Annotated in this window: 19 protein-coding genes and 2 tRNA genes; 10 read left to right on the top strand and 11 right to left on the bottom strand. The window is 38.4% G+C overall.

The genetic code is table 11. From position 1 onward, the window contains the following. Positions 1-153 precede the first annotated feature (153 nt). The 10 genes from P375_RS09740 to orn form a co-directional block, all read right to left on the bottom strand. Complete coding sequence (locus tag P375_RS09740) at positions 154-1,461, bottom strand: sodium ion-translocating decarboxylase subunit beta (protein ID WP_039136489.1); 1,308 nt, start codon at positions 1,459-1,461, stop codon at positions 154-156. A gap of 10 nt (positions 1,462-1,471) precedes the next feature. Further along, a complete protein-coding gene (oadA, locus tag P375_RS09735; protein ID WP_039136486.1) occupies positions 1,472-3,328 on the bottom strand; it encodes a sodium-extruding oxaloacetate decarboxylase subunit alpha in 1,857 nt (618 codons plus the stop codon). Between the two features lie 11 nt (positions 3,329-3,339). After that, positions 3,340-3,603: an oxaloacetate decarboxylase subunit gamma gene (locus P375_RS09730; protein WP_039095279.1), complete on the bottom strand. Its 264-nt coding sequence runs from the start codon at positions 3,601-3,603 to the stop codon at positions 3,340-3,342. A 230-nt stretch (positions 3,604-3,833) separates the two neighbouring features. After that, a complete protein-coding gene (locus P375_RS09725) occupies positions 3,834-5,018 on the bottom strand; it encodes an NRAMP family divalent metal transporter (RefSeq protein WP_039136483.1) in 1,185 nt (394 codons plus the stop codon). Positions 5,019-5,043: 25 nt separating this feature from the next. Further along, positions 5,044-5,784: a 5-oxoprolinase subunit PxpA gene (gene pxpA, locus P375_RS09720; protein ID WP_039136480.1), complete on the bottom strand. Its 741-nt coding sequence runs from the start codon at positions 5,782-5,784 to the stop codon at positions 5,044-5,046. Next, positions 5,771-6,703, bottom strand: a complete 933-nt coding sequence (locus tag P375_RS09715; protein WP_039136473.1) for a biotin-dependent carboxyltransferase family protein — start codon at positions 6,701-6,703, stop codon at positions 5,771-5,773. Before P375_RS09715 ends, pxpA begins: the two co-directional genes overlap by 14 nt. Beyond that, on the bottom strand, positions 6,700-7,350 hold the full coding sequence (gene pxpB / locus P375_RS09710; RefSeq protein WP_039136471.1) for a 5-oxoprolinase subunit PxpB: 651 nt from the start codon (positions 7,348-7,350) through the stop codon (positions 6,700-6,702). The genes P375_RS09715 and pxpB overlap by 4 nt, the downstream gene beginning before the upstream one ends. Positions 7,351-7,498: 148 nt before the next feature. After that, positions 7,499-7,574: transfer RNA gene (locus P375_RS09705), tRNA-Gly, on the bottom strand. Positions 7,575-7,598: 24 nt separating this feature from the next. Further along, positions 7,599-7,674: transfer RNA gene (locus tag P375_RS09700), tRNA-Gly, on the bottom strand. A gap of 81 nt (positions 7,675-7,755) precedes the next feature. Further along, positions 7,756-8,304, bottom strand: coding sequence for an oligoribonuclease (gene orn / locus P375_RS09695; protein WP_013746752.1), 549 nt, complete (start codon positions 8,302-8,304; stop codon positions 7,756-7,758). A gap of 72 nt (positions 8,305-8,376) precedes the next feature. Between orn and rsgA the strand changes: the two genes are divergently transcribed. From rsgA to crr, 4 genes are all read left to right on the top strand, one after another. Further along, positions 8,377-9,450, top strand: a complete 1,074-nt coding sequence (gene rsgA / locus P375_RS09690) for a small ribosomal subunit biogenesis GTPase RsgA (RefSeq protein ID WP_039136469.1) — start codon at positions 8,377-8,379, stop codon at positions 9,448-9,450. A 260-nt stretch (positions 9,451-9,710) separates the two neighbouring features. Next, complete coding sequence (ptsH, locus tag P375_RS09685; protein ID WP_013746754.1) at positions 9,711-9,968, top strand: phosphocarrier protein Hpr; 258 nt, start codon at positions 9,711-9,713, stop codon at positions 9,966-9,968. A gap of 55 nt (positions 9,969-10,023) precedes the next feature. Then, entirely contained in the window at positions 10,024-11,751 is a 1,728-nt protein-coding gene (ptsI, locus tag P375_RS09680) for a phosphoenolpyruvate-protein phosphotransferase PtsI (protein WP_039136466.1), read from the top strand. A gap of 73 nt (positions 11,752-11,824) precedes the next feature. Further along, positions 11,825-12,325, top strand: coding sequence for a PTS glucose transporter subunit IIA (crr, locus tag P375_RS09675; protein WP_039136462.1), 501 nt, complete (start codon positions 11,825-11,827; stop codon positions 12,323-12,325). Positions 12,326-12,389: 64 nt separating this feature from the next. Here crr and dld read toward each other — a convergent pair whose 3' ends face one another. Continuing rightward, the gene (dld, locus tag P375_RS09670) at positions 12,390-14,081 is read right to left on the bottom strand and encodes a D-lactate dehydrogenase (RefSeq protein WP_039136460.1); all 1,692 of its coding nucleotides are present in this window, start codon (positions 14,079-14,081) and stop codon (positions 12,390-12,392) included. A 234-nt stretch (positions 14,082-14,315) separates the two neighbouring features. Between dld and nrdD the strand changes: the two genes are divergently transcribed. From nrdD to epmA, 6 genes are all read left to right on the top strand, one after another. Then, positions 14,316-16,496, top strand: coding sequence for an anaerobic ribonucleoside-triphosphate reductase (gene nrdD / locus P375_RS09665; protein WP_245176451.1), 2,181 nt, complete (start codon positions 14,316-14,318; stop codon positions 16,494-16,496). A gap of 9 nt (positions 16,497-16,505) precedes the next feature. Beyond that, the gene (gene nrdG, locus P375_RS09660) at positions 16,506-16,973 is read left to right on the top strand and encodes an anaerobic ribonucleoside-triphosphate reductase-activating protein (protein WP_039136452.1); all 468 of its coding nucleotides are present in this window, start codon (positions 16,506-16,508) and stop codon (positions 16,971-16,973) included. 173 nt (positions 16,974-17,146) lie between these two features. Then, positions 17,147-18,643 (top strand): carbon starvation CstA family protein, encoded by a 1,497-nt coding sequence (locus tag P375_RS09655; RefSeq protein ID WP_039136449.1) that lies wholly within the window; start codon positions 17,147-17,149, stop codon positions 18,641-18,643. Between the two features lie 65 nt (positions 18,644-18,708). Then, positions 18,709-19,050 (top strand): SirB2 family protein, encoded by a 342-nt coding sequence (locus tag P375_RS09650; RefSeq protein ID WP_039136548.1) that lies wholly within the window; start codon positions 18,709-18,711, stop codon positions 19,048-19,050. Between the two features lie 4 nt (positions 19,051-19,054). Then, entirely contained in the window at positions 19,055-19,855 is an 801-nt protein-coding gene (locus P375_RS09645) for a TatD family hydrolase (RefSeq protein ID WP_039136445.1), read from the top strand. A 75-nt stretch (positions 19,856-19,930) separates the two neighbouring features. After that, positions 19,931-20,908, top strand: coding sequence for an elongation factor P--(R)-beta-lysine ligase (gene epmA / locus P375_RS09640; protein ID WP_039136442.1), 978 nt, complete (start codon positions 19,931-19,933; stop codon positions 20,906-20,908).

Genomic DNA, 20,908 nt, shown 5'->3' with positions numbered 1-20,908 from the left:
TTGGATCTCCTATAGTGGTTAAAAATTGATCTGATATTAACAGTTAAGAAATGATTTTGAAATATTTTTTTAATAAAAGATTGTTTTTTAGGAGTGAAAAAAGGGGAGCGAATATCTCCCCTTTTGATAGATGAATTTAAAAAATTTTGTCTATTATGACATCAATGCTGAAATATATTTCAACATCACGCCGGCAGCAATTGCTGAACCGATAACTCCGGCAACATTCGGCCCCATTGCGTGCATTAGTAAGAAGTTTTGTTTATCCGCTTCTAAACCTAATTTATTGGCAACGCGTGCTGCCATTGGTACTGCCGAAACGCCGGCAGCGCCAATTAATGGATTTAATGGGGTTTTACTGAAGCGATTCATCAATTTGCCCATTAAAACACCGCTAGCAGTACCGATACAGAATGCAATCACTCCCAATGCAAGAATACCAAGTGTTTGAGGTTGTAAGAATTTATCAGCAACCAGCTTGGCTCCAACGGAAAGCCCCAAGAAAATTGTTACGGTATTAATTAATGCATTTTGTGCTGTGTCACTTAGACGTTCTACAACGCCACTTTCACGCATTAAATTTCCGAAACAGAACATCCCTAACAACGGCGCAGCATCTGGAAGTAATAGCGCAACTAGCAGTAACAGGATGATAGGGAACAGAATTTTTTCCCTTTTGCTGACCGGACGTAATTGCACCATACGAATTTTACGTTCTTGTTCAGACGTTAAGGCACGCATAATTGGCGGTTGGATTAGTGGCACCAAAGCCATATAAGAGTATGCGGCAACGGCAATTGCTCCCAGTAACTCTGGTGCTAATTTGCTGGCTAAATAGATTGCAGTCGGTCCATCCGCCCCACCGATAATTCCGATGGCTGCTGATTGCGGTAAAGTAAATTCAATAATGCCGAAATAGTTTAATGCTAATGCACCCAGAACGGTGGCAAAAATACCGAATTGTGCTGCTGCACCAAGTAATAATGTTTTAGGATTAGCAATTAATGGACCGAAATCAGTCATTGCCCCGACTCCCATAAAGATAATCAACGGAGCGACACCAGAGTGGATAGCAACGTGATAAAACTGTGCCAAAACGCCCGGTGTGTAACCTAAATCGGTTGCCAAACTCTCCAACTCTTCTTGCACGGAAGGGAGCGCAGTTGCTAATGCCGCTTTAATAGAAGCCGGATCACTGGCACTACCGAGTTTAGCGGCAACCAGTGTTAATTGATCGGCAATGCCTTGATGTAACAGGTTATCTAAGGCTGTCATCGCCAGACCGGCTTCGGGAATGTTGGATAATAATCCACCAAAACCGATTGGCAGCAATAACAGCGGTTCAAACTGACGGGCAATCGCCAACCAGATTAAGAGTAGGCTGACCGCCATCATTATGGCTTGACCAAAGCTGAGGTGCCATAACCCCATACCTTGTATTAATGCTACAAAACTTTCCATATTGATGTCCCTAGACTAATGTCATTAGTGTATCTCCGACCGCGACCATATCGCCTGCTTTGATTTTAATGCCTTGCACGGTACCGGCTTTGGCAGCACAGATTTGAGTTTCCATTTTCATCGCTTCAAGTACAAGCAACACATCATCTTGCGCTACCTGTTGTCCTTCTGTAACAACGACTTTAACAATTGATCCTGCCATTGGTGCGTTTACTGGTTCGCCTTGAGAGGATGATGAAGCTGGTGTAGCCGGAGCAGCAGGTGAGGCAACAGGTGTTGGTATTGGCGTAGGAGTAGGAGTAGGAGTAGGAGTAGGAGTTTGCGGTTGGCTGGCTGCAATTTGATCAATATTGCCACCGTTGCTGACTTTCACTACGAAGGCTTTGCCTTCAAGTTCAACGGTATAAATCGCAGATTCTGCAGTAGCCGGTTTAACCTCTGCTTTAACTGCGGCTTTTTCAACAGGTTTACCGGTTGGTTCAGGTTCAAATGCCGCTGGATTATTACGATTTTCAAGGAACTTCCAACCGACTTGAGGGAATAATGCAACAATAAGCACATCATCAATTTCATCTTTTGCCAGTTTAATTCCTTTTTCTGCCGCCTGTTGTTTTACTTCTGTGATTAACTTATCCATTTCCGGTGCAATATGGTCTGCTGGACGGTCGGTAATTGGCTGTTTTCCTTCTAAAACACGGGCTTGAAGTTCGGCATTAACTGGCGCCGGTGTTTTGCCATATTCGCCTTTTAGAATGCCGGCGGTTTCTTTGGCGATATTTTTATAACGTTCGCCCATTAAAACATTGATCACTGATTGAGTGCCGACAATTTGAGAAGTTGGTGTTACCAGTGGAATATAGCCTAAATCTTTGCGTACTTGTGGAATTTCTTTTAATACAAGATCCAATTTATCAGAGGCATTTTGTTGTTTTAATTGGCTTTCCAAGTTGGTCAACATTCCACCTGGAACCTGTGCGACTAAAATTCGGCTATCAACGCCTTTTAATTGACCTTCAAAAGCGACATATTTTTTACGAACCTCACGGAAATAAGCTGCAATTTTTTCAATTTTATGTAGATCAAGCCCGGTGTCGTAAGGCGTATTTTGTAATGTGGCAACCATTGACTCTGTAGCCGGATGACCATAAGTTCCGCTCATTGAAGAAATGGAAGTGTCGATACCGTCAACCCCAGCTTCAATTGCCTTTAATTGAGCCATTTCTGCCATACCGGTTGTTGAGTGGCAGTGTAAATGCAAGCGAACATCAAACCGTTTTTTGATTGCACTGACCAGTTCATAAGCCGCCATTGGCGTTAAAATACCTGACATATCCTTGATTACAAGGGAATCAATACCAATTTCAAGCAATTGCTCAGTAGTATCCAACCAGGTTTCCAAAGTATGAACCGGACTGGTGGTGTAGCTCAATGTACCTTGTGCGTGGCCGCCATTTTTACGCACAGCGGTCAATGCCTGTTTCATATTACGAGGATCGTTCATCGCATCGAAAACGCGGAATACGCTCATTCCGTTGGCGACGGCGCGTTCAACAAAGCGATCGACTACATCATCAGCATAATGACGATAACCAAGAATATTTTGACCGCGTAAAAGCATTTGCAAAGGCGTTTTTGGCATTGCTTTTTTCAATTCACGCAAACGAACCCAAGGATCTTCGCCTAAAAAACGGATACAGGCATCAAAAGTAGCACCACCCCACGCTTCTAAAGACCAATAGCCGACTTCATCCAACTCAGCGGCAATTGGTAACATATCTTTTAAACGTAAACGAGTGGCGAATAAAGATTGATGAGCATCGCGTAAAACGACATCGGTAATTGCGATTTTTTTAGCTTGTACTGTCATAATTTAGTTCCTTACTTGATTCCTTGTTGACGACGATGGTGCGCTATTGCAGCAATGATGACCGGGCGCAACCGTTCGATATCATCTGTTGTTTTTGGTGCTGAAATTTGAGAGTTCTCAGTGGATGTAGTTGCAAGTGGAGGAGGGGAAAAGCGATTAATCATATTGGACATTAGGCTAATTAGAAAGATCAGTAAAATAAGAAAACCGATCACGAAGCCCATACCGGAAAACATAAGATTTACGCCTTCCATCAAGAGTTCCAGTTTAGTCATAAACAACTCCTTGCACTGATTTCAAGTCTGTCAATTACTACTAAAAAGAGAGGGAAGAAAATGCTCTTCCCATTTTTAGTGAGTGGTGATCTTAGCTTAAGATGCTAAGTTTAGAATTTGTAAAATACTTTATAACAGTCAAATTGAGTTTGCATAAAAATTTTTGCAATTCTGTGAAGTGGATCAAAAGAAATTTTGTTATTGGCACTTTATTTCTGCTTCACAAGAGATTAACTGAATAATCCTCCAATGTATTTAGATAAAGTGATTGCACTTAAAATTGCCATTAAAATAACAACGATAGCACCTGATATTGTCATCCAGATTGGATGTTTATAGTTGCCAACAATTTTTGTTTTGTGTGCGGCTAATAAAATTAACCCCAACGATATAGGTAGAATTAAACCGTTTAATGTTCCGACAAAAACTAAAACTTGCGCAGGCTTACCTACTGTTGCTAATACGGCTGTTGATATAACTATAAAGGCAATAATCCAGTAGTTTTTATGTTTTTCAATTGCTGGTGAAAAACTGGTAATGAATGAAACTGATGTATAAGCAGCCCCGATAACAGATGTAATGGATGCGGCCCAAATCACGATACCGAAGATAATCAGCCCTACATTACCGGCAACGTGAGAAAATGGAGTGGAAGCTGGATTGGCGGGGTTTAGTTTAACGCCTAAGGAAACAACACCAAGCACTGCCAAAAAGAGTACGACACGCATAATAGAAGCGATTAAAATAGCAGAAACAGAACTTTTACTGACTTCTTTTAATGAATCTTGTCCTTTGATGCCGGCATCAAGTAATCTGTGCGCACCGGCAAAAGTGATATACCCACCAACTGTTCCCCCAACAAGAGTAACGATAGCGATAACATCAATTTTTTCTGGGATAAATGTGTGTATGGCAGCATCTGCTAATGGAGGCTGTGCATTGACGGCAACATAAATAGTGAGTGCAATCATCACAAACCCCATTAATTGTGCAAATCGATCCATTATTTTCCCAGCCTCTTTAAATAAGAAAATACCTACCGCAATTGCACCACTGATGATAGCTCCTACTTCGGGTTCAAGCCCAGTTAAAATATTTAAACCGAGACCGGCACCACCAACGTTTCCTATGTTAAAAGCTAATCCTCCTATCACTATCAGAACAGCAAGGAAATAACCTGCGCCTGGTAGTACTTGATTAGCAATATCTTGAGCTTTCTTTTCTGAAACGGCAACGATTCGCCAAATATTAAGTTGAGCTCCAATATCTAATAGAATGGAAAGTAGAATAACAAAGCCGAAACTGGCTAATAACGATTGAGTAAAGGTGGCGGTTTGTGTGAGAAATCCCGGTCCGATAGCAGAGGTTGCCATTAAAAAAGCGGCACCGAGTAATGCGCTACGATTTTTTATCATAGGTACTCCTTTTTATGTGATTAAATTAATTGGGGGTTAAATGGATTTGGTGTTCAGTCAGTGCCTTACGAATTTTTTCAGCAAATAAAATTGCGTGTTCTCCATCTCCGTGTAAACAGATACTGTCCGCTTGGATAGAAACATCTTTCCCATCAACAGTTTTCACCGAACCTAGTAAGACCATTTGTAGAACTTGGCTAATTGCTTCGTCATCATTATCTACTAATGCATTTGCTTGAGAACGTGGTACTAAGGAACCGTCAGCTAAATAATGACGATCTGCGAATACTTCAGAAATTATTTCAAGTCCGCATTGTTGTGCAACCTTTAACATTAAGCTACCGGATAACCCCATCAGTTTAAGTGAAGGATCAAATTGCTTAATCGTTAGCGCAATTAATGTTGCCAACGATTCATCTTTAGCTGCTTGATTGTATAACGCACCGTGAGGCTTAACATAGGATAGTGAAACACCTTCGGCATCACATAAGGCTTTGACGGCACCGAGTTGGTATAGCAAACAGGCTTTTAGCTTTTCATCGGGTAACTGCATATTGGTGCGTCCAAAATTTTCTCTATCAGGAAAACTGGGATGTGCACCGATACGCACATTGTTTTCTTTAGCCCATCGAATTGCTTTATGCATTTCATTAAAATCACCGGCGTGTAGTCCGCAAGCAATATTAGCGGAAGTGACTAACTGCAATAAGTGTTGATCGTTACTACAGCCTTCGGCGAGATCAACATTCAAATCAACGTGTTTCATTTATAACTCTCCGTATATTGTTGAGATAATTCTGATTTTTTTGATAAATTTCTAATGCGTATTGTCGTGAAGTTAATTGGAAATAGATCTCGCTACCAAAAGGGTTTTGAGCTAAACGTCCAAGATCAGCTTGAATAACACAACCCAATTTAGGGTAACCTCCAGTAGTTTGTGTATCTGCCATTAAAATTATCGGTTGACCGTCCGGTGGTACTTGTATTGTCCCCATTGGTGCGGCATAAGAAAGCATTTCGAGTGTACTTTTTAATTTCAAAGGTTGTTCGCCGTAGAAACGGTAGCCCATACGGTTACTGTTTGCTGCTAATTTCCACGCTTGTTCTGTAAAACTTTGCTGACTTTTTGTGGTAAAAGAATCAAATTCAGAGGAAGTAATCACATAAATATGGTTAGTAAAAGAAATAGGCTCGATACCGATAGATGATAATGTTTGGTCGCGTTTTACCGTAGGAATATGATCACCTGCTTTTAATAAACGACCGCAATAACCGCCAAAAGCTGCCTTGATATCTGTACTGTAAGAATCCAATACTTTAGATACTAAAAAACCACCAGCGACACAGAGATAAGCATAATTTCCTTGTGTGATACGTTTAATTGTTAAGCGTTGTCTAGCTTTGGCAGTATAACGCCAATAGGAGTAGATTGGTGTATCATCAAGATTAGCTTCACATAATGCACCAGTGATACAAAATGGGGTATCACAATCGAAAGTAATGCTTAGTCCCCCTAGTGTAATTTCAATTGCAGGAGTATTTTCTTCATTATGTAATAAAATATTTCCTGCTTGTAATGCAAGTGTATCCATTGCGCCTGCGTGACCAATCCCGAAATTGCGATATCCGAAACGTCCTAAATCTTGAATGTGAGCAAATGCATTGATATTTTCAATATAAATCATAGTTGAATACTCTCTGCGATAAAACGAACATTATCACCAGCTTGCAATAGAACCGGGGGAGTTTGTTGAATATCAAAAAGTGGCATTTCTGTTCTACCGATAAGTTGCCAACCTCCCGGTGAAGTAAATGGGTAAACTCCGGTTTGACTACCACCGATGCCAACTGAACCAGCAGGTACTTTGGTGCGAGGTTGACTGCGTCTTGGGGTATGTAGATTTTCAGGTAGTCCGCCTAAATAAGGGAAACCAGGTTGAAACCCCATCATAAATACGGTGTAGGTAGATGAGGTGTGGCGATGAATAATCTCTTTGGTGGTAGTTTGATGAAATTGGGCAACAGTAAAAAGATCTTCACCAAACTCTCCACCGTAATGAACTGGAATTTCGATTAATCGTGGTTGATGCTGAAATTGTTGCTGTTCTGATTGTTGCCATAACTGCTTCAGTTTTTTCTCTAATGCTGTTATATCAGTATCAATATGATAATAGATAGTGAAATTATTCATACCGACAACGACTTCTTCTACATCAGTGAAATGACGTGCGGAATCAGCCATAAACCAAATTCTTTGTTGTTTACTTAATTCTGCCGGAGGCGGTAATAAGACAAGTAATGAATGTTCGCTAGTATAGGAAAATGTAATCATTAGTGATAACTCCCGTTAAAAAACAGTTAAGTTTTTAAAGGTAATTGCAACAGCTGTCAAATAAAAAAAGAGAATCTAGAGTAGCAAAAATCAGAAATGTGATCTTACTCTCAAATTGTTAAATACATTTTGATAAAAATAAAAAAATTGGAGCGGGAAACGAGGCTCGAACTCGCGACCCCGACCTTGGCAAGGTCGTGCTCTACCAACTGAGCTATTCCCGCATTATAGAAAAATAGGAGGAAAAATGGAGCGGGAAACGAGGCTCGAACTCGCGACCCCGACCTTGGCAAGGTCGTGCTCTACCAACTGAGCTATTCCCGCTTAACGGTAGTGCATTATACGAATATTTTTCGCCAGTGCAACTACCGAACAAGAAAATCTGATGATTTATCAAGCAGTCGATTAATCAAGATTGATAAAGTGTTGGCGATAGTACGCTAATTCAGCAATAGATTCGCGAATATCATCCAATGCTAAATGTGAATTTTTCTTTTTAAAGCCCGATAAAATTTCCGGTTTCCAACGAGCTGCCAACTCTTTTAATGTGCTGACATCAAGATAGCGATAATGAAAATAATCTGCCAAATCAGGCATATAGTTAAAAATAAAACGTTTATCCTGTGCCACGCTGTTACCGCAAATCGGTGAAACGCCTTTTGGCACCCATTTTTTCAAAAAATCAAGTGTTTGTAATTCGGCAGCACGTTCTGTTAATTTACTTTGACGAACACGTTCAATTAAGCCGTTTGCGCTATGCGTTTTTTGGCACCATTCGTTCATTCCGGCTAAAATTTTATCATCCTGTTTGATTGCCAATACCGGCCCTTCCGCAAGAATGTTTAAATTTTTATCGGTCACAATAGTGGCGATTTCAATGATTCTATCTTTATTGGGATCAAGTCCGGTCATCTCTAAATCAATCCAGATGAGATTTTGTTTATCTAATTGCATATATCGGGTATCCTTTATTCTAATTTTGTGCAACATTTTACGCTATTTTTATAAAAACGATAAGGAGCGAAATTGAGTAAACGTAAGCTGACGTACAATCAACAACGGCGAATAGCCTCTAATCAGCATAGAAATTTGCATAAACATCAACAACAATTAAAACAGCAAGATACTTGGAGTGAGGATATGTTGGGGGCGGTGGAAGAGGGTGTTGTTGTGACACGTTATTCGCAACACGCTGATGTAGAAAATATCCAAGGAGAAAAGTTTCGCTGTAATTTACGTCGAACGTTGGCTGATATTGTGGTCGGTGATCGAGTTATTTGGCGCAAAGGCTTACAGGAAATGGATGGTATTAGCGGTGTGATTGAAGCAAAACACCCACGCCAAAGTGAGTTGACTCGTCCGGATTATTACGATGGCTTAAAGGTTATTGCCGCCAATATTGATCAAATCGCTATCGTTTCAGCTATTATGCCAAAATTGTCATTAAATATTATTGACCGCTATTTAGTGATTTGTGAAAAGGCAAATATTACACCTATTATCATCGTTAATAAGGTGGATTTGTTAGATGATGAACAACGTGACAAAGTAAAAAATTTACTGATGATTTATCAGAAAATAGGCTATCAAACCTTAATGTTGTCCACTTTAACGGGCGAAGGGATGAATGAACTGACAACATTATTATCGCAGGGAAACTCTATTTTTGTTGGGCAATCAGGTGTTGGAAAGTCCAGCTTGGTGAATGCTATTCTCCCAGAAATTAAAACGGAAGTGGGGGAAGTCAGTGAATCTTCTGGTTTAGGACAGCATACGACGACAGCATCAACGCTTTACCATTTACCACAAGGTGGCAATTTGATCGATTCACCCGGTATTCGTGAATTCGGGTTGTGGCATTTAGAAACTGATGATATTACTCGTGGTTATCGAGAATTTTTACCTTATTTGGGGACTTGTAAGTTTAAAGACTGTAAGCATCTTCAAGATCCGGGATGCTCAATAAGAGAGGCGGTAGAAGAAGGCGTGATTGATCCTATACGTTTGGAAAATTATCACCGTTTAATTGCAGCTAAAAATGAAACAAAATCCCAACGACATTTTAGTAGCGCTAAGATGAGAAAAGAAAAAAGTATTTGATTTCTGTTTAAATATTCGGCAATTGGGTTATTTTTTCTTAAAATTATCTAATAAAAATACGTAATTTTGTGCGGTAACGCAAATTTTCGAGGATTTATACTTGATTCTTAGCGAAGAATGTCGATACTAGCGATGACATTTATTTTATAAAATAAAATAAATATTGAAAAAATGTTGCTATTCTACATTTTGCGTTGCAGTTAAACGATAAAGTGTAGTTATTTTTTATTTAACCATCTATGAGATTTAAGGAGAGAAAAATGTATTCTCAAGAAATTACCATCACTGCGCCAAATGGTTTACACACTCGTCCAGCTGCTCAATTTGTAAAAGAAGCCAAAGGTTTCTCATCAGATATTACCGTGACTTCAGGCGGTAAAAGTGCAAGTGCAAAGAGTTTGTTTAAATTACAAACCTTAGGGTTAACTCAAGGTACTACAATCACTATCTCTGCAGAAGGTGAAGATGAAGTTGCGGCGGTTGATCATCTTGTCGCATTAATTCCGACTTTAGAATAATTTATTCCGAAGTTATCATTCTGTTCTATTTAGTGATTTTAAAGAAGGTTATATTATGATTTCAGGTATTTTAGCTTCCCCAGGCATTGTTTTTGGTAAAGCCTTAGTATTGAAAGAGGAACAAATTGTTCTTGATAAACGTAAAATTTCCGATGATGAAGTGGAAAGCGAAGTTGCTCGATTCTACAGAGGTAGAGAAGCGGCGTCAGCACAGTTAACTGCAATCAAGGAAAAGGCACGTCAAACTTTAGGTGAAGAAAAAGAAGCCATTTTTGAAGGTCATTTAATGATCTTGGAAGATGAGGAGTTGGAAGAAGAAATCGTAGCCTATTTAAAAGAACATAAAGTAACAGCGGATGTTGCGGCTTCTGTCATTATTGATCAGCAAGTCGCAATGCTTTCTGATATCGATGATGAATATCTTAAAGAGCGTGCTGGAGATATTCGTGATATTGGAAATCGTTTGTTGAAAAATATTTTAGGTATGAACATTATAGATTTGGGTGAAATTTCGGAAGAATCTATTTTAGTAGCATATGATCTTACTCCATCAGAAACTGCACAGCTTAATTTAGATAAAGTGCTTGGTTTTATTACTGATATTGGAGGAAGAACATCCCATACCTCTATTATGGCACGTTCTTTAGAATTACCTGCAATTGTCGGTACAAATGATGTTACTTCACGCATTAATACCGGTGATTATGTTGTACTTGATGCAATTAATAATGCTGTTTATGTTAATCCTACAGAAGAAGAAATAAGCCATTTACGAGCATTAGAACAAAAATATAAAGAAGAAAAAGCGGAATTAATTAAATTAAAAGATTTGCCAGCAGTTACGTTAGATGGTCGTCAAGTTGATGTTTGTGCCAATATTGGGACAATTCGTGATATTGATGGAGCAGAACGTAATGGTGCGGAAGGTGTTGGTTTATATCGTACAGAATTTTTATTTATGGATCGTGATCAGCTACCAAGCGAAGAAGAGCAATTCCAAGCATATAAAGCGGTGGTGGAAGCGATGAAAAACCGTTTAGTTATTTTACGTACAATGGATATTGGTGGCGATAAAGATTTGCCTTATATGAATTTGCCGAAAGAGATGAACCCTTTCTTAGGTTGGCGCGCTATCCGTATTGCGTTGGATCGTCGAGAAATTTTAATTGCTCAGTTAAGAGCGGTTTTACGTGCTTCAGCATTTGGTAAATTAGCTGTAATGTTTCCAATGATCATTTCCGTTGAGGAAGTGCGGGAATTGAAAGCGGTATTGGAAACATTAAAACAACAGTTACGTGAAGAAGGTAAAGATTTTGATGAAAATATTCAAGTTGGCGTAATGGTTGAAACACCGTCAGCAGCTGTTAATGCTAAATTCTTAGCGAAAGAAGTTGATTTCTTTAGTATCGGAACAAATGACTTAACACAATATACATTAGCAGTGGATCGTGGTAATGAATTGATTTCTCATCTTTATAATCCATTGACACCTTCAGTATTATCATTAATCAAACAAGTAATTGATGCTTCACACGCTGAGGGGAAATGGACAGGAATGTGTGGTGAATTAGCTGGGGATGAAAAAGCAACCATACTATTGCTTGGTATGGGCTTGGATGAGTTCAGTATGAGTGCAATTTCTGTGCCGAAAATTAAGAAATTAATTCGTAATGTGAATTATCAGGATGCACAGGATCTTGCAAAAGAAGTTTTACAGCAGCCTACAGCAGAAGATATTGAACAACTTATTTCTAATTTTTTAGCTGAAAAAGCATTAAATTAGATACAAATATAAAATTTTCCGCTAATATTAAGCACAGCTTGAGCTTAGAAATGATTCTGATAAGGAGAAGAAAATGGGTTTATTCGATAAACTATTCGGTTCTAAAGAAAATAAATCTGTTGAAGTGCAGATTTATGCACCGTTAACAGGTGAAATTGTTAATATTGAAGATGTTCCAGATGTTGTATTTTCTGAGAAAATCGTAGGCGATGGAGTTGCAATTCGTCCTACCGGCAATAAAATTGTAGCACCGGTTGATGGTGTTATCGGTAAGATTTTTGAAACTAATCACGCTTTCTCAATGGAGTCAAAAGAAGGTGTTGAATTATTTGTCCACTTTGGTATTGATACGGTAGAACTAAAAGGTGAAGGTTTTAATCGTGTTGCACAAGAAGGACAAACTGTGAAACGTGGTGATACAGTAATCGAATTAGATCTTGAATTATTGGAAGCAAAGGCAAAATCAGTATTAACTCCAATTGTTATCTCTAATATGGATGAAGTGACACATATGGAGAAAAAATCTGGTGAAGCAGTTGCCGGAGAATCTGTTGTATTAGTAATTAGAAAATAATTGCTGTCATCATCAAAGATTAAAAACCACATTGTTTTAGACAATGTGGTTTTTGTTTTTAGGTTTATGCCCAATATTTTTTCTTAGATGTTTTACCGATACCCGGATTGAAACTATTTGTCGGATCTAACTGTTGATAGAATTTTTTCAAAGTCGGTTTGGCATGATAAAGATGCCCAACGTTGTGTTCTGCCGGATATTGCGCACCGCGTTGATCCAGTAATACCAACATTTCTTCTTCTAGCTGCTGAGTATCCACACCTTTTTTAATGATGTAATCCTGATGGAAAACGTGGCACATAAAGTGTCCATAATAGAGTTTATGGATACATTTTTGATTAATGTTGTCCGGTAAGGTTTCAAACCATTCTCTGTCATTACGGCGTAAAGCAACATCCAGTGCGACAATATCTTCCACTTGTTGGTGGTGAATAATGCGATAACGCACCGCTGCGCCGGCAACTGCAAAACGGTGTAGCATTGCTGCTTGCGCCTCTTGTGGATTGCATTCAAAAAATGCACTGCTCTTATTCGAGAAATAGTCTTGTAAAAAGTTTCTGGCTTCATTAATACCGTTATTTGCCATTTTTAAAATCAAATGATGTTCATATTGATCACGATAATCACGCAGTTTTTGCGGTAAATGTTGTGGTAATAGATGGCTTGCAAGTTGCATTAATTTATCGGAGATATTTTCCGGTAAAAACGGGATTTTGCGACAAAAACGATCAACATTATTCTTTAATTTAAATAATTTAGGTAAGTTGTTAGTGCCAAGAATTTTAATTGCCCAGAATGTGTCTTTGCCATAGATTGCTGCAACATCAAATGCCTCGCGATGAATATATTCACCTGAAATTGGCAACTGTTTAAATTCAGCTAAAATGGTGCGACGAATATCATTTAGTTCGTGAATATCATTAGTACCGATATAGAAAACCTGTGTATTTTTTTCTAATGGGAAAGTATCTACCCGAACCGCGAAAACCATCAATTTACCGGCGCAGCCGGAGGCCTCATATAAACGGTTAGGATCGGCATTAAAGCGTGCCGGCGTGTCTTCATCAACTTGACGTACGTGATCGCAATAGTGGTGATCGTGTCCGACACCGACATCATTATGAATATCTTGCGCTGTATAATCTTGATTTTCTAAACGGGTTAAAATTTCTTCAGGTGAAGAGCCTAAATCAACGCCTAGATGGTTGACCAATTTTAATTCTCCTTGCTGATCAATTTGTGCAAAGAGAGCCATTTGTGTATAAGCCGGCCCACGCTGAACCAAAGAACCGCCGGAATTATTGCAAATACCGCCTAATACAGATGCGCCTAAACAGGACGAACCAATCACGGAGTGTGCCTCTCTGCCGTGTTTAGCTAACTCTTGTTCCAACTTAAATAAGGTGCTTCCCGGTAAGCAAATTACTTGTTCGGCATTGTTAATAGTTTGAATTTTATCTAAACGCATTGTATTGACGATCACAATATCTCTATCATAATCGTTGCCGTCAGGGGTAGAGCCGCCGGTTAATCCGGTATTGGCAGCTTGTGTTATCACGATTACATCGGCAGCAACACAGGCTTGTAAAATTTGCCACTGTTCTAACAGCGAACCAGGTAAAGCAACAGCAATCGCTTTTCCTTCTCCGAACCGGAATCCTTGTCGATAAGGTAAGGTTTTGGCTTCATCGGTAAGTAAGTGTGGTTTGCCAACGATCTGTTGCAGTTTTTGAATGAGAGATTGCTTATTGTTCATAAAACACTCCTTTGTTTATCAGTAGGAAAAATAAATTTTAGAAATGTTAAATTTGTTAAAACCCAGTGATTATAGCGCCACTAGGGTATAACAGCTATCTTTTTTAAAGCAGGAAAAAACATTTTACAAGTTAGTAAAAAACAATGAAAAATAGCAACAAGGCACAATATATTGTGTTTGCATTATAAAAAATATCTATATATAGTATCTTCCGATTTTAAAAAGGAGATTGCTATGTTTACTTATTCCTCTCAACAACAACTTAATTCCGTAAATTATCGAGATCTATCTGTTTTACCGATTGTGATTAAACGTGACGGCTCTAAAGCACAGTTTGATTCCCAATTTATCTTAAATGCGATGAAAAACGCTGCACAGGCGGTCAATATTGAGGATGACAGCTATTTTGAACAACTTAGTCAGGAAATTAGTTTTGAAATTCTGAATGGGGTGAATCAACAGATTGATATTGCTGATATTCAACAGCGGGTTGAAAACCATTTAATGCAAAGCCGGTATCCGCAAGTGGCGCGTGCTTATATTGAATATCGTCACGATAGAGATAAAGAACGTGAAAAGAGAAGCCGATTAACGCAAGAAATTGAAGGGCTGATTGAACAAAATAATGTGTTGCTAATAAATGAAAATGCTAATAAAGATGCAAAAGTGATTCCGACACAACGAGATTTATTGGCTGGTATTGTTGCACGTCATTATGCAAAAAGTTATTTGTTGCCAAAAGAGGTAGTACAAGCTCACGAACGTGGTGAAATTCATTACCACGATTTGGATTATGCACCGTTTTTCCCAATGTTTAACTGTATGTTGGTTGATTTGCAAGGTATGTTAACTAAAGGTTTTAAAATGGGCAATGCTGAAATTGAACCGCCTAAATCAATTACGACTGCAACAGCAGTTACAGCTCAGATTATAGCTCAAGTGGCGAGCCATATTTACGGTGGAACAACCATCGATCGCTTGGATGAAGTGTTAGCGCCTTATGTTGAAAAAAGTTACCAAAAACATCTGCATAATGCGGAAGTGTGGCATATTCCTGATCGGGAGGGGTATGCAAAAGCTTTAATTGAAAAAGAGTGTTTTGATGCATTTCAATCTTTGGAGTATGAAGTCAACACGTTGCATACCGCTAATGGACAAACTCCGTTTGTTACCTTCGGTTTCGGGCTGGGGACAAGTTGGCAGGCAAAATTAATTCAACGTTCGATTTTGCAGAATCGTATTTTTGGTTTAGGAAAAAATCACAAAACTGCTGTATTTCCGAAATTGGTTTTTACGATTAAACGCGGTTTAAATCAACAACCACAAGATCCGAATTATGATATTAAACAATTGGCATTGGAATGTGCATCTAAAAGAATGTATCCAGATATTCTTAATTATGATCAAGTGGTAAAAGTTACCGGTTCATTCAAAGCGCCTATGGGATGTCGTAGTTTCTTAGGGCGTTATGTTGAGAACGGTAAGGAAATTCACGCCGGACGTAATAATCTTGGTGTGGTGAGCATTAATTTACCGCGTATTGCGTTGGAGGCTCAACACGATGAACAACGTTTTTATCATATTTTAGATCAGCGTTTAGCGATAGCTAAACAAGCGTTATTAACTCGAATTGCACGATTGGAACAAACTAAAGCAAGAGTTGCACCGATTCTCTATATGGAAGGCGCTTGTGGGGTGAGATTGAAAGCGGATGATAATGTAGCTGATATTTTTAAACAAGGAAGAGCTTCAATTTCACTTGGTTATATCGGTATTCACGAAACAATTAATGCATTATACGGACAAGGACATATTTTTGATTCTGAAGTGTTACAGGAAAAAGGTGTGGCGATTGTCAGTTATCTTAGTGAGGTAACAAAAAAATGGCAGGCGGAAACCGGTTATGCTTTCAGTTTATATTCAACACCAAGTGAGAGCTTGTGTGATCGTTTTTGTCGTTTGGATAGCAAGCGGTTCGGTGTTGTTGAAGGAGTAACTGACAAAGGTTATTACACCAACAGTTTCCATTTGGATGTTGAGAAAAAAGTTAATCCTTACGATAAATTGGATTTTGAAATGGTGTATCCACCTTTGGCGAGTGGCGGTTTTATCTGCTATGGAGAGTATCCTAATTTGCAACATAATCTAAAAGCATTAGAGGATGTTTGGGATTATAGCTATGACCGTGTGCCTTATTATGGCACTAACACACCTATTGATGAGTGTTATGAATGTGGGTTTACTGGTGAATTTGAATGTACCAGTAAAGGATTTGTCTGCCCTAAATGTGGTAATCACGATAGTGCTAAAGTGTCGGTTATTCGCCGGGTATGCGGTTATTTGGGTAGCCCAGATGCTAGACCATTTAATCCTGGAAAACAGGAAGAGGTGAAAAGACGGGTTAAACATTTATAAGGTTTGAAAATGAATTATTTACAATATTATCCTGTTGATGTCGTTAATGGTGAAGGAACTCGTTGTACACTGTTCGTTGCTGGTTGTACCCATCAGTGTCGTGGCTGTTATAACCAAAAAAGTTGGTCGTTTGCTTCTGGTATTCCTTTTACTGATGCAATGGAAGAGCAGATTATTCGAGATTTACAGGATACACGTATTCGTCGTCAAGGTTTATCGCTTTCCGGTGGTGATCCATTGCATCCGAAAAACGTTGAAAGATTATTACCGTTAGTGAAACGAATAAAAACGGAGTGTAAAGGGAAAGATATTTGGTGTTGGACAGGGTATCGTTTAGACGAATTAAATCAACAACAGCGAGAAATGTTACATTATATTGATGTTTTGATTGATGGTAAATTTATACAAGAACAGGCAGACCCAAGTTTAGTTTGGAGAGGTTCTACTAATCAGGTTATCTATCGGTTTAACATTTAGATTACTTTTTAGACTAAAATTTATAACTATTTTTAGTTATAGATGATAAAAATTTCATCATATAAAGCAGATTGTTGTGATATTAATCACATCTTTACAGAAATTTTTAACAATAAGTTAAGGCTTTTGCTAGAATTTGTCCGTTTTGAACAACTATTGTTAAAGGTGAAATTATGTTGTGGTTCATTATTGCTGTTGCTTTATTAATAGCTGGCTATTTTATTTATGGATCTATCGTAGAGAAAGTTTTTAAGATTAATCCTAAACGTGAAACGCCAGCACATTTAATGGCAGATGGTGTTGACTATGTTCCTATGTCTAAAGGCAAAATTTGGTTAATTCAATTATTAAATATTGCAGGGACTGGACCAATTTTTGGACCAATACTTGGTGCATTATACGGGCCAGTAGCAATGTTATGGATTGTTTTTGGTTGTATTTTTGCTGGAGCAGTACACGATTATTTTAGTGGTATGTTGAGTGTGCGTAATGGTGGTGCTTCCGTGCCTAATTTAGCCGGTAAATATTTAGGACAACCAGCCAAACATTTTATGAATATTTTGGCACTGCTATTGTTGGTATTAGTTGGGGTAGTATTTGTTACTTCACCTGCTAATTTATTGACTAACCTTACAGTTAATGAATTACCACGTTTCTTTGATGTTTCTTTTGATAAAAGTTCAACTTTAGCTATTTGGACATTAATTATTTTTGCCTACTATATTGTAGCCACACTTGTGCCGGTAGATAAAATTATTGGTCGAATCTACCCATTATTCGGTGCTTTATTGTTATTTATGTCCGTAGGAATGTTTATCGCATTATTAGTGGAAGGCAAACCTTTGTTCCATTCCTTTGGCGGAGATATATCATTAACGGATTTCTTTAAAAATCTTAATCCATCAGGTTTACCACTTTGGCCATTATTATTTGTAACTATTGCTTGCGGTGCAGTTTCAGGTTTCCACGCTACACAATCACCATTAATGGCGCGTTGTATGGAAAACGAAAAAGAAGGAAGGTTTGTATTCTATGGTGCGATGATCGGTGAGGGTATTATTGCTCTTATTTGGTGTGCAGTAGGTTTAACTTTCTATGATAGCCCTGAATTAATGAATGAAGCGATTAAAGCTGGAACACCGGCACAAGTAGTTTATGAATCAGCAACAACTATGCTAGGTATGTTTGGTGGTTTCTTAGCAGTACTTGGTGTGGTAGTGTTGCCAATTACTTCTGGGGATACTTCATTCCGTGCAGCTCGATTAATTATCGCTGAATTTTTCAAAATTGATCAGCGCCATTTAGTTAAACGATTAATTATTGCTATTCCATTATTCGTTATAGGATTCATTATCTCTAAAGTAGATTTCCAAGTGATTTGGCGTTATTTTGGTTGGGCAAACCAAACTACGGCAATGGTGATGTTATGGACAGCTGGGGCATATCTCTATCGTTATAAGAAATTTCATTGGATTTGTACTATACCGGCTATATTTATGACAATGGTTTCGGCAACTTATTTAGCATATGCGAAAATTGGCTTTGGCTTAGATTATACTGTGGCAGTATGGTTAGGTGTTGCTATGACAGTAATAGCTGTTGTTGCTTTCTTCTTGTTATTAAAACCAATTGCTAATGGAGATCCCGATTCAGAGGTTACCTCTGCTTAATTATTGATTTTAATTAATTGATTATGCAAAATAGCCATCTACTTTTATAGATGGCTATTTTTGTTATGAAAACATTCATTTACCTACATTTATTTAGTGCTTGGTTAAGTTTAATTCTGTTCGTGATTCGTGGTGGCTTGCAATTACAGACAAAAGATTGGCGTCAATATAAATTGTTACGTGTTTTACCGCATATTATTGATACTGTTTTGCTATTGAGTGGTCTTTCTTTTCTACTCTTTTTTCAATTTCCATTAATGAATTGGTTAATAATTAAATTTATTGCTTTGGTGTTATATATTATTTTGGCAGCAAAAGCATTTAAACGACAAAATCCACAAAATAAATTCATTTTACCTGCATTAATTAGTTTTATTGTCGCGATGTTATTAGGCTATTTCCATTAATATTATGCCGTTTTTTGATACACATACGCATTTGGATTATTTGGCACAAGAGCTGAATCAATCATTATCTCATTTGGTAGCGGAAGCAAAAGCTCATCAGGTTGAGAAAATGTTGGTTGTTGGTATTAATCGACAAAGTATTGATTTTTTGCCGACTTGGCTCAGTGGGCAACCGAATCTCTACTATGGTGTGGGATTGCACCCTCTTTTTATTGCCACGCATAAAAGTCAAGATTTAGATTATCTTGAACAGCACTTGGCACAACAAAATAAACAATGTATTGCGGTGGCAGAAATTGGTCTGGATCGTTATCCAACAGAAATTATTACAGCGGAAATGTGGCAGAAACAGTGCGAGTTTTTTGATGCGCAATTAAATTTGGCAAACCGTTACCATTTGCCGGTGAATCTACATTCTCGCCGCGCACACGATCAGCTTTATACCTTTTTAAAGCGACATCAATTGCCGAAAACGGGTATTGTTCACGGTTTTTCCGGCAGCTATGAACAGGCGAAACGATTTGTGGATCTCGGTTATAAAATTGGTGTTGGCGGTACTATTACTTATCCACGTGCGAATAAAACTCGGCAGGCGATTGCCCGTTTGCCGTTATCTGCTTTGGTGCTTGAAACGGATAGTCCGGATATGCCAATAATGGGCTGGCAAGGGCAGCCTAATCATCCGGCACGTTTACCGCTTATTTTTGCAGAATTATGCAAATTAAGATCGGAAAATCAGGAGAATATTGCAGAACAGCTTTGGCAAAGCAGCGTACAGTTGCTGTTGTCGGAAAAGCATAGTTAAGTATTATGAGCTAAATTGTTATTTATAGTTGAAGTCATTACAATAAACGGGTTTTCTATTGATTAAGGAATTACTATGTCAGATATTGAGCAATCATTAAATTGGAAATCCACTTCATCCATTCAGAACCTGTTAAAACGAGCCAAAATTATTGCTGATATTCGACAATTTTTTGTTGATCGTGGTTTATTGGAAGTTGAAACCCCTATTTTAAGCGAGTTTTCGGTGACGGATGTTCATCTTTCTACCTTCCAAACAGAATTTACACCGCCTTTTGATCAGAAAAAAACGCTGCATTTAATTACCAGTCCTGAATACCATATGAAACGTTTATTAGCAGAGGGTAGCGGTCCGATTTTCCAAATCTGCAAAGTGTTTAGGAATGAAGAGGCGGGTAAACGTCATAATCCAGAGTTTACTATGCTAGAGTGGTATCGTCCTTTTTTTGATATGTATCGTTTAATCAATGAAGTGGATGATTTGTTGCAACAAATTTTAGATTGCCCACCTGCGGAATCTTTGAGCTATCAGTTTGTATTTCAGGAATATGTTGGTATTGATCCGTTATCTGCTACCAAAGCAGAGTTAGTAGAAAAGGCAAAAGCACAAGGATTGATCAACGCAGATATGGAAGGAAGAGATACGCTGCTGCAATATTTATTCAGTGAAGTAGTCGAAAAAAATATTGGACAGGAACGTCCAATTGCGGTGTATCATTTTCCATCAGCACAAGCCGCATTGGCACAAATCAGTTCAGAAGATCATCGTGTAGCGGAGCGTTTTGAGTTCTATTATAAAGGTTTGGAGTTAGCGAATGGTTTTCACGAATTGACAGATGCAAACGAACAAATGCACCGTTTTGAACAAGATAATCTGTTGCGTGAAAAATTGCATTTGCCACCGCAACAAATGGATAGCCGTTTTCTGGCAGCATTGAAATCTGGAATGCCATCTTGTTCCGGTGTAGCATTGGGGGTGGATCGCTTATTAATGATTGCGTTATCGACAAACAATATTGAAGATGTCATCTCTTTTTCAATAAAAAATGCATAA

The sequence above is a fragment of the Gallibacterium genomosp. 2 genome (assembly GCF_000771895.1).
In the GTDB taxonomy this organism is placed as follows: Bacteria; Pseudomonadota; Gammaproteobacteria; order Enterobacterales; family Pasteurellaceae; genus Gallibacterium.
Note: the sequence above shows the minus strand (reverse complement) of the source record. Positions and strands in the feature narration are given on the sequence as shown.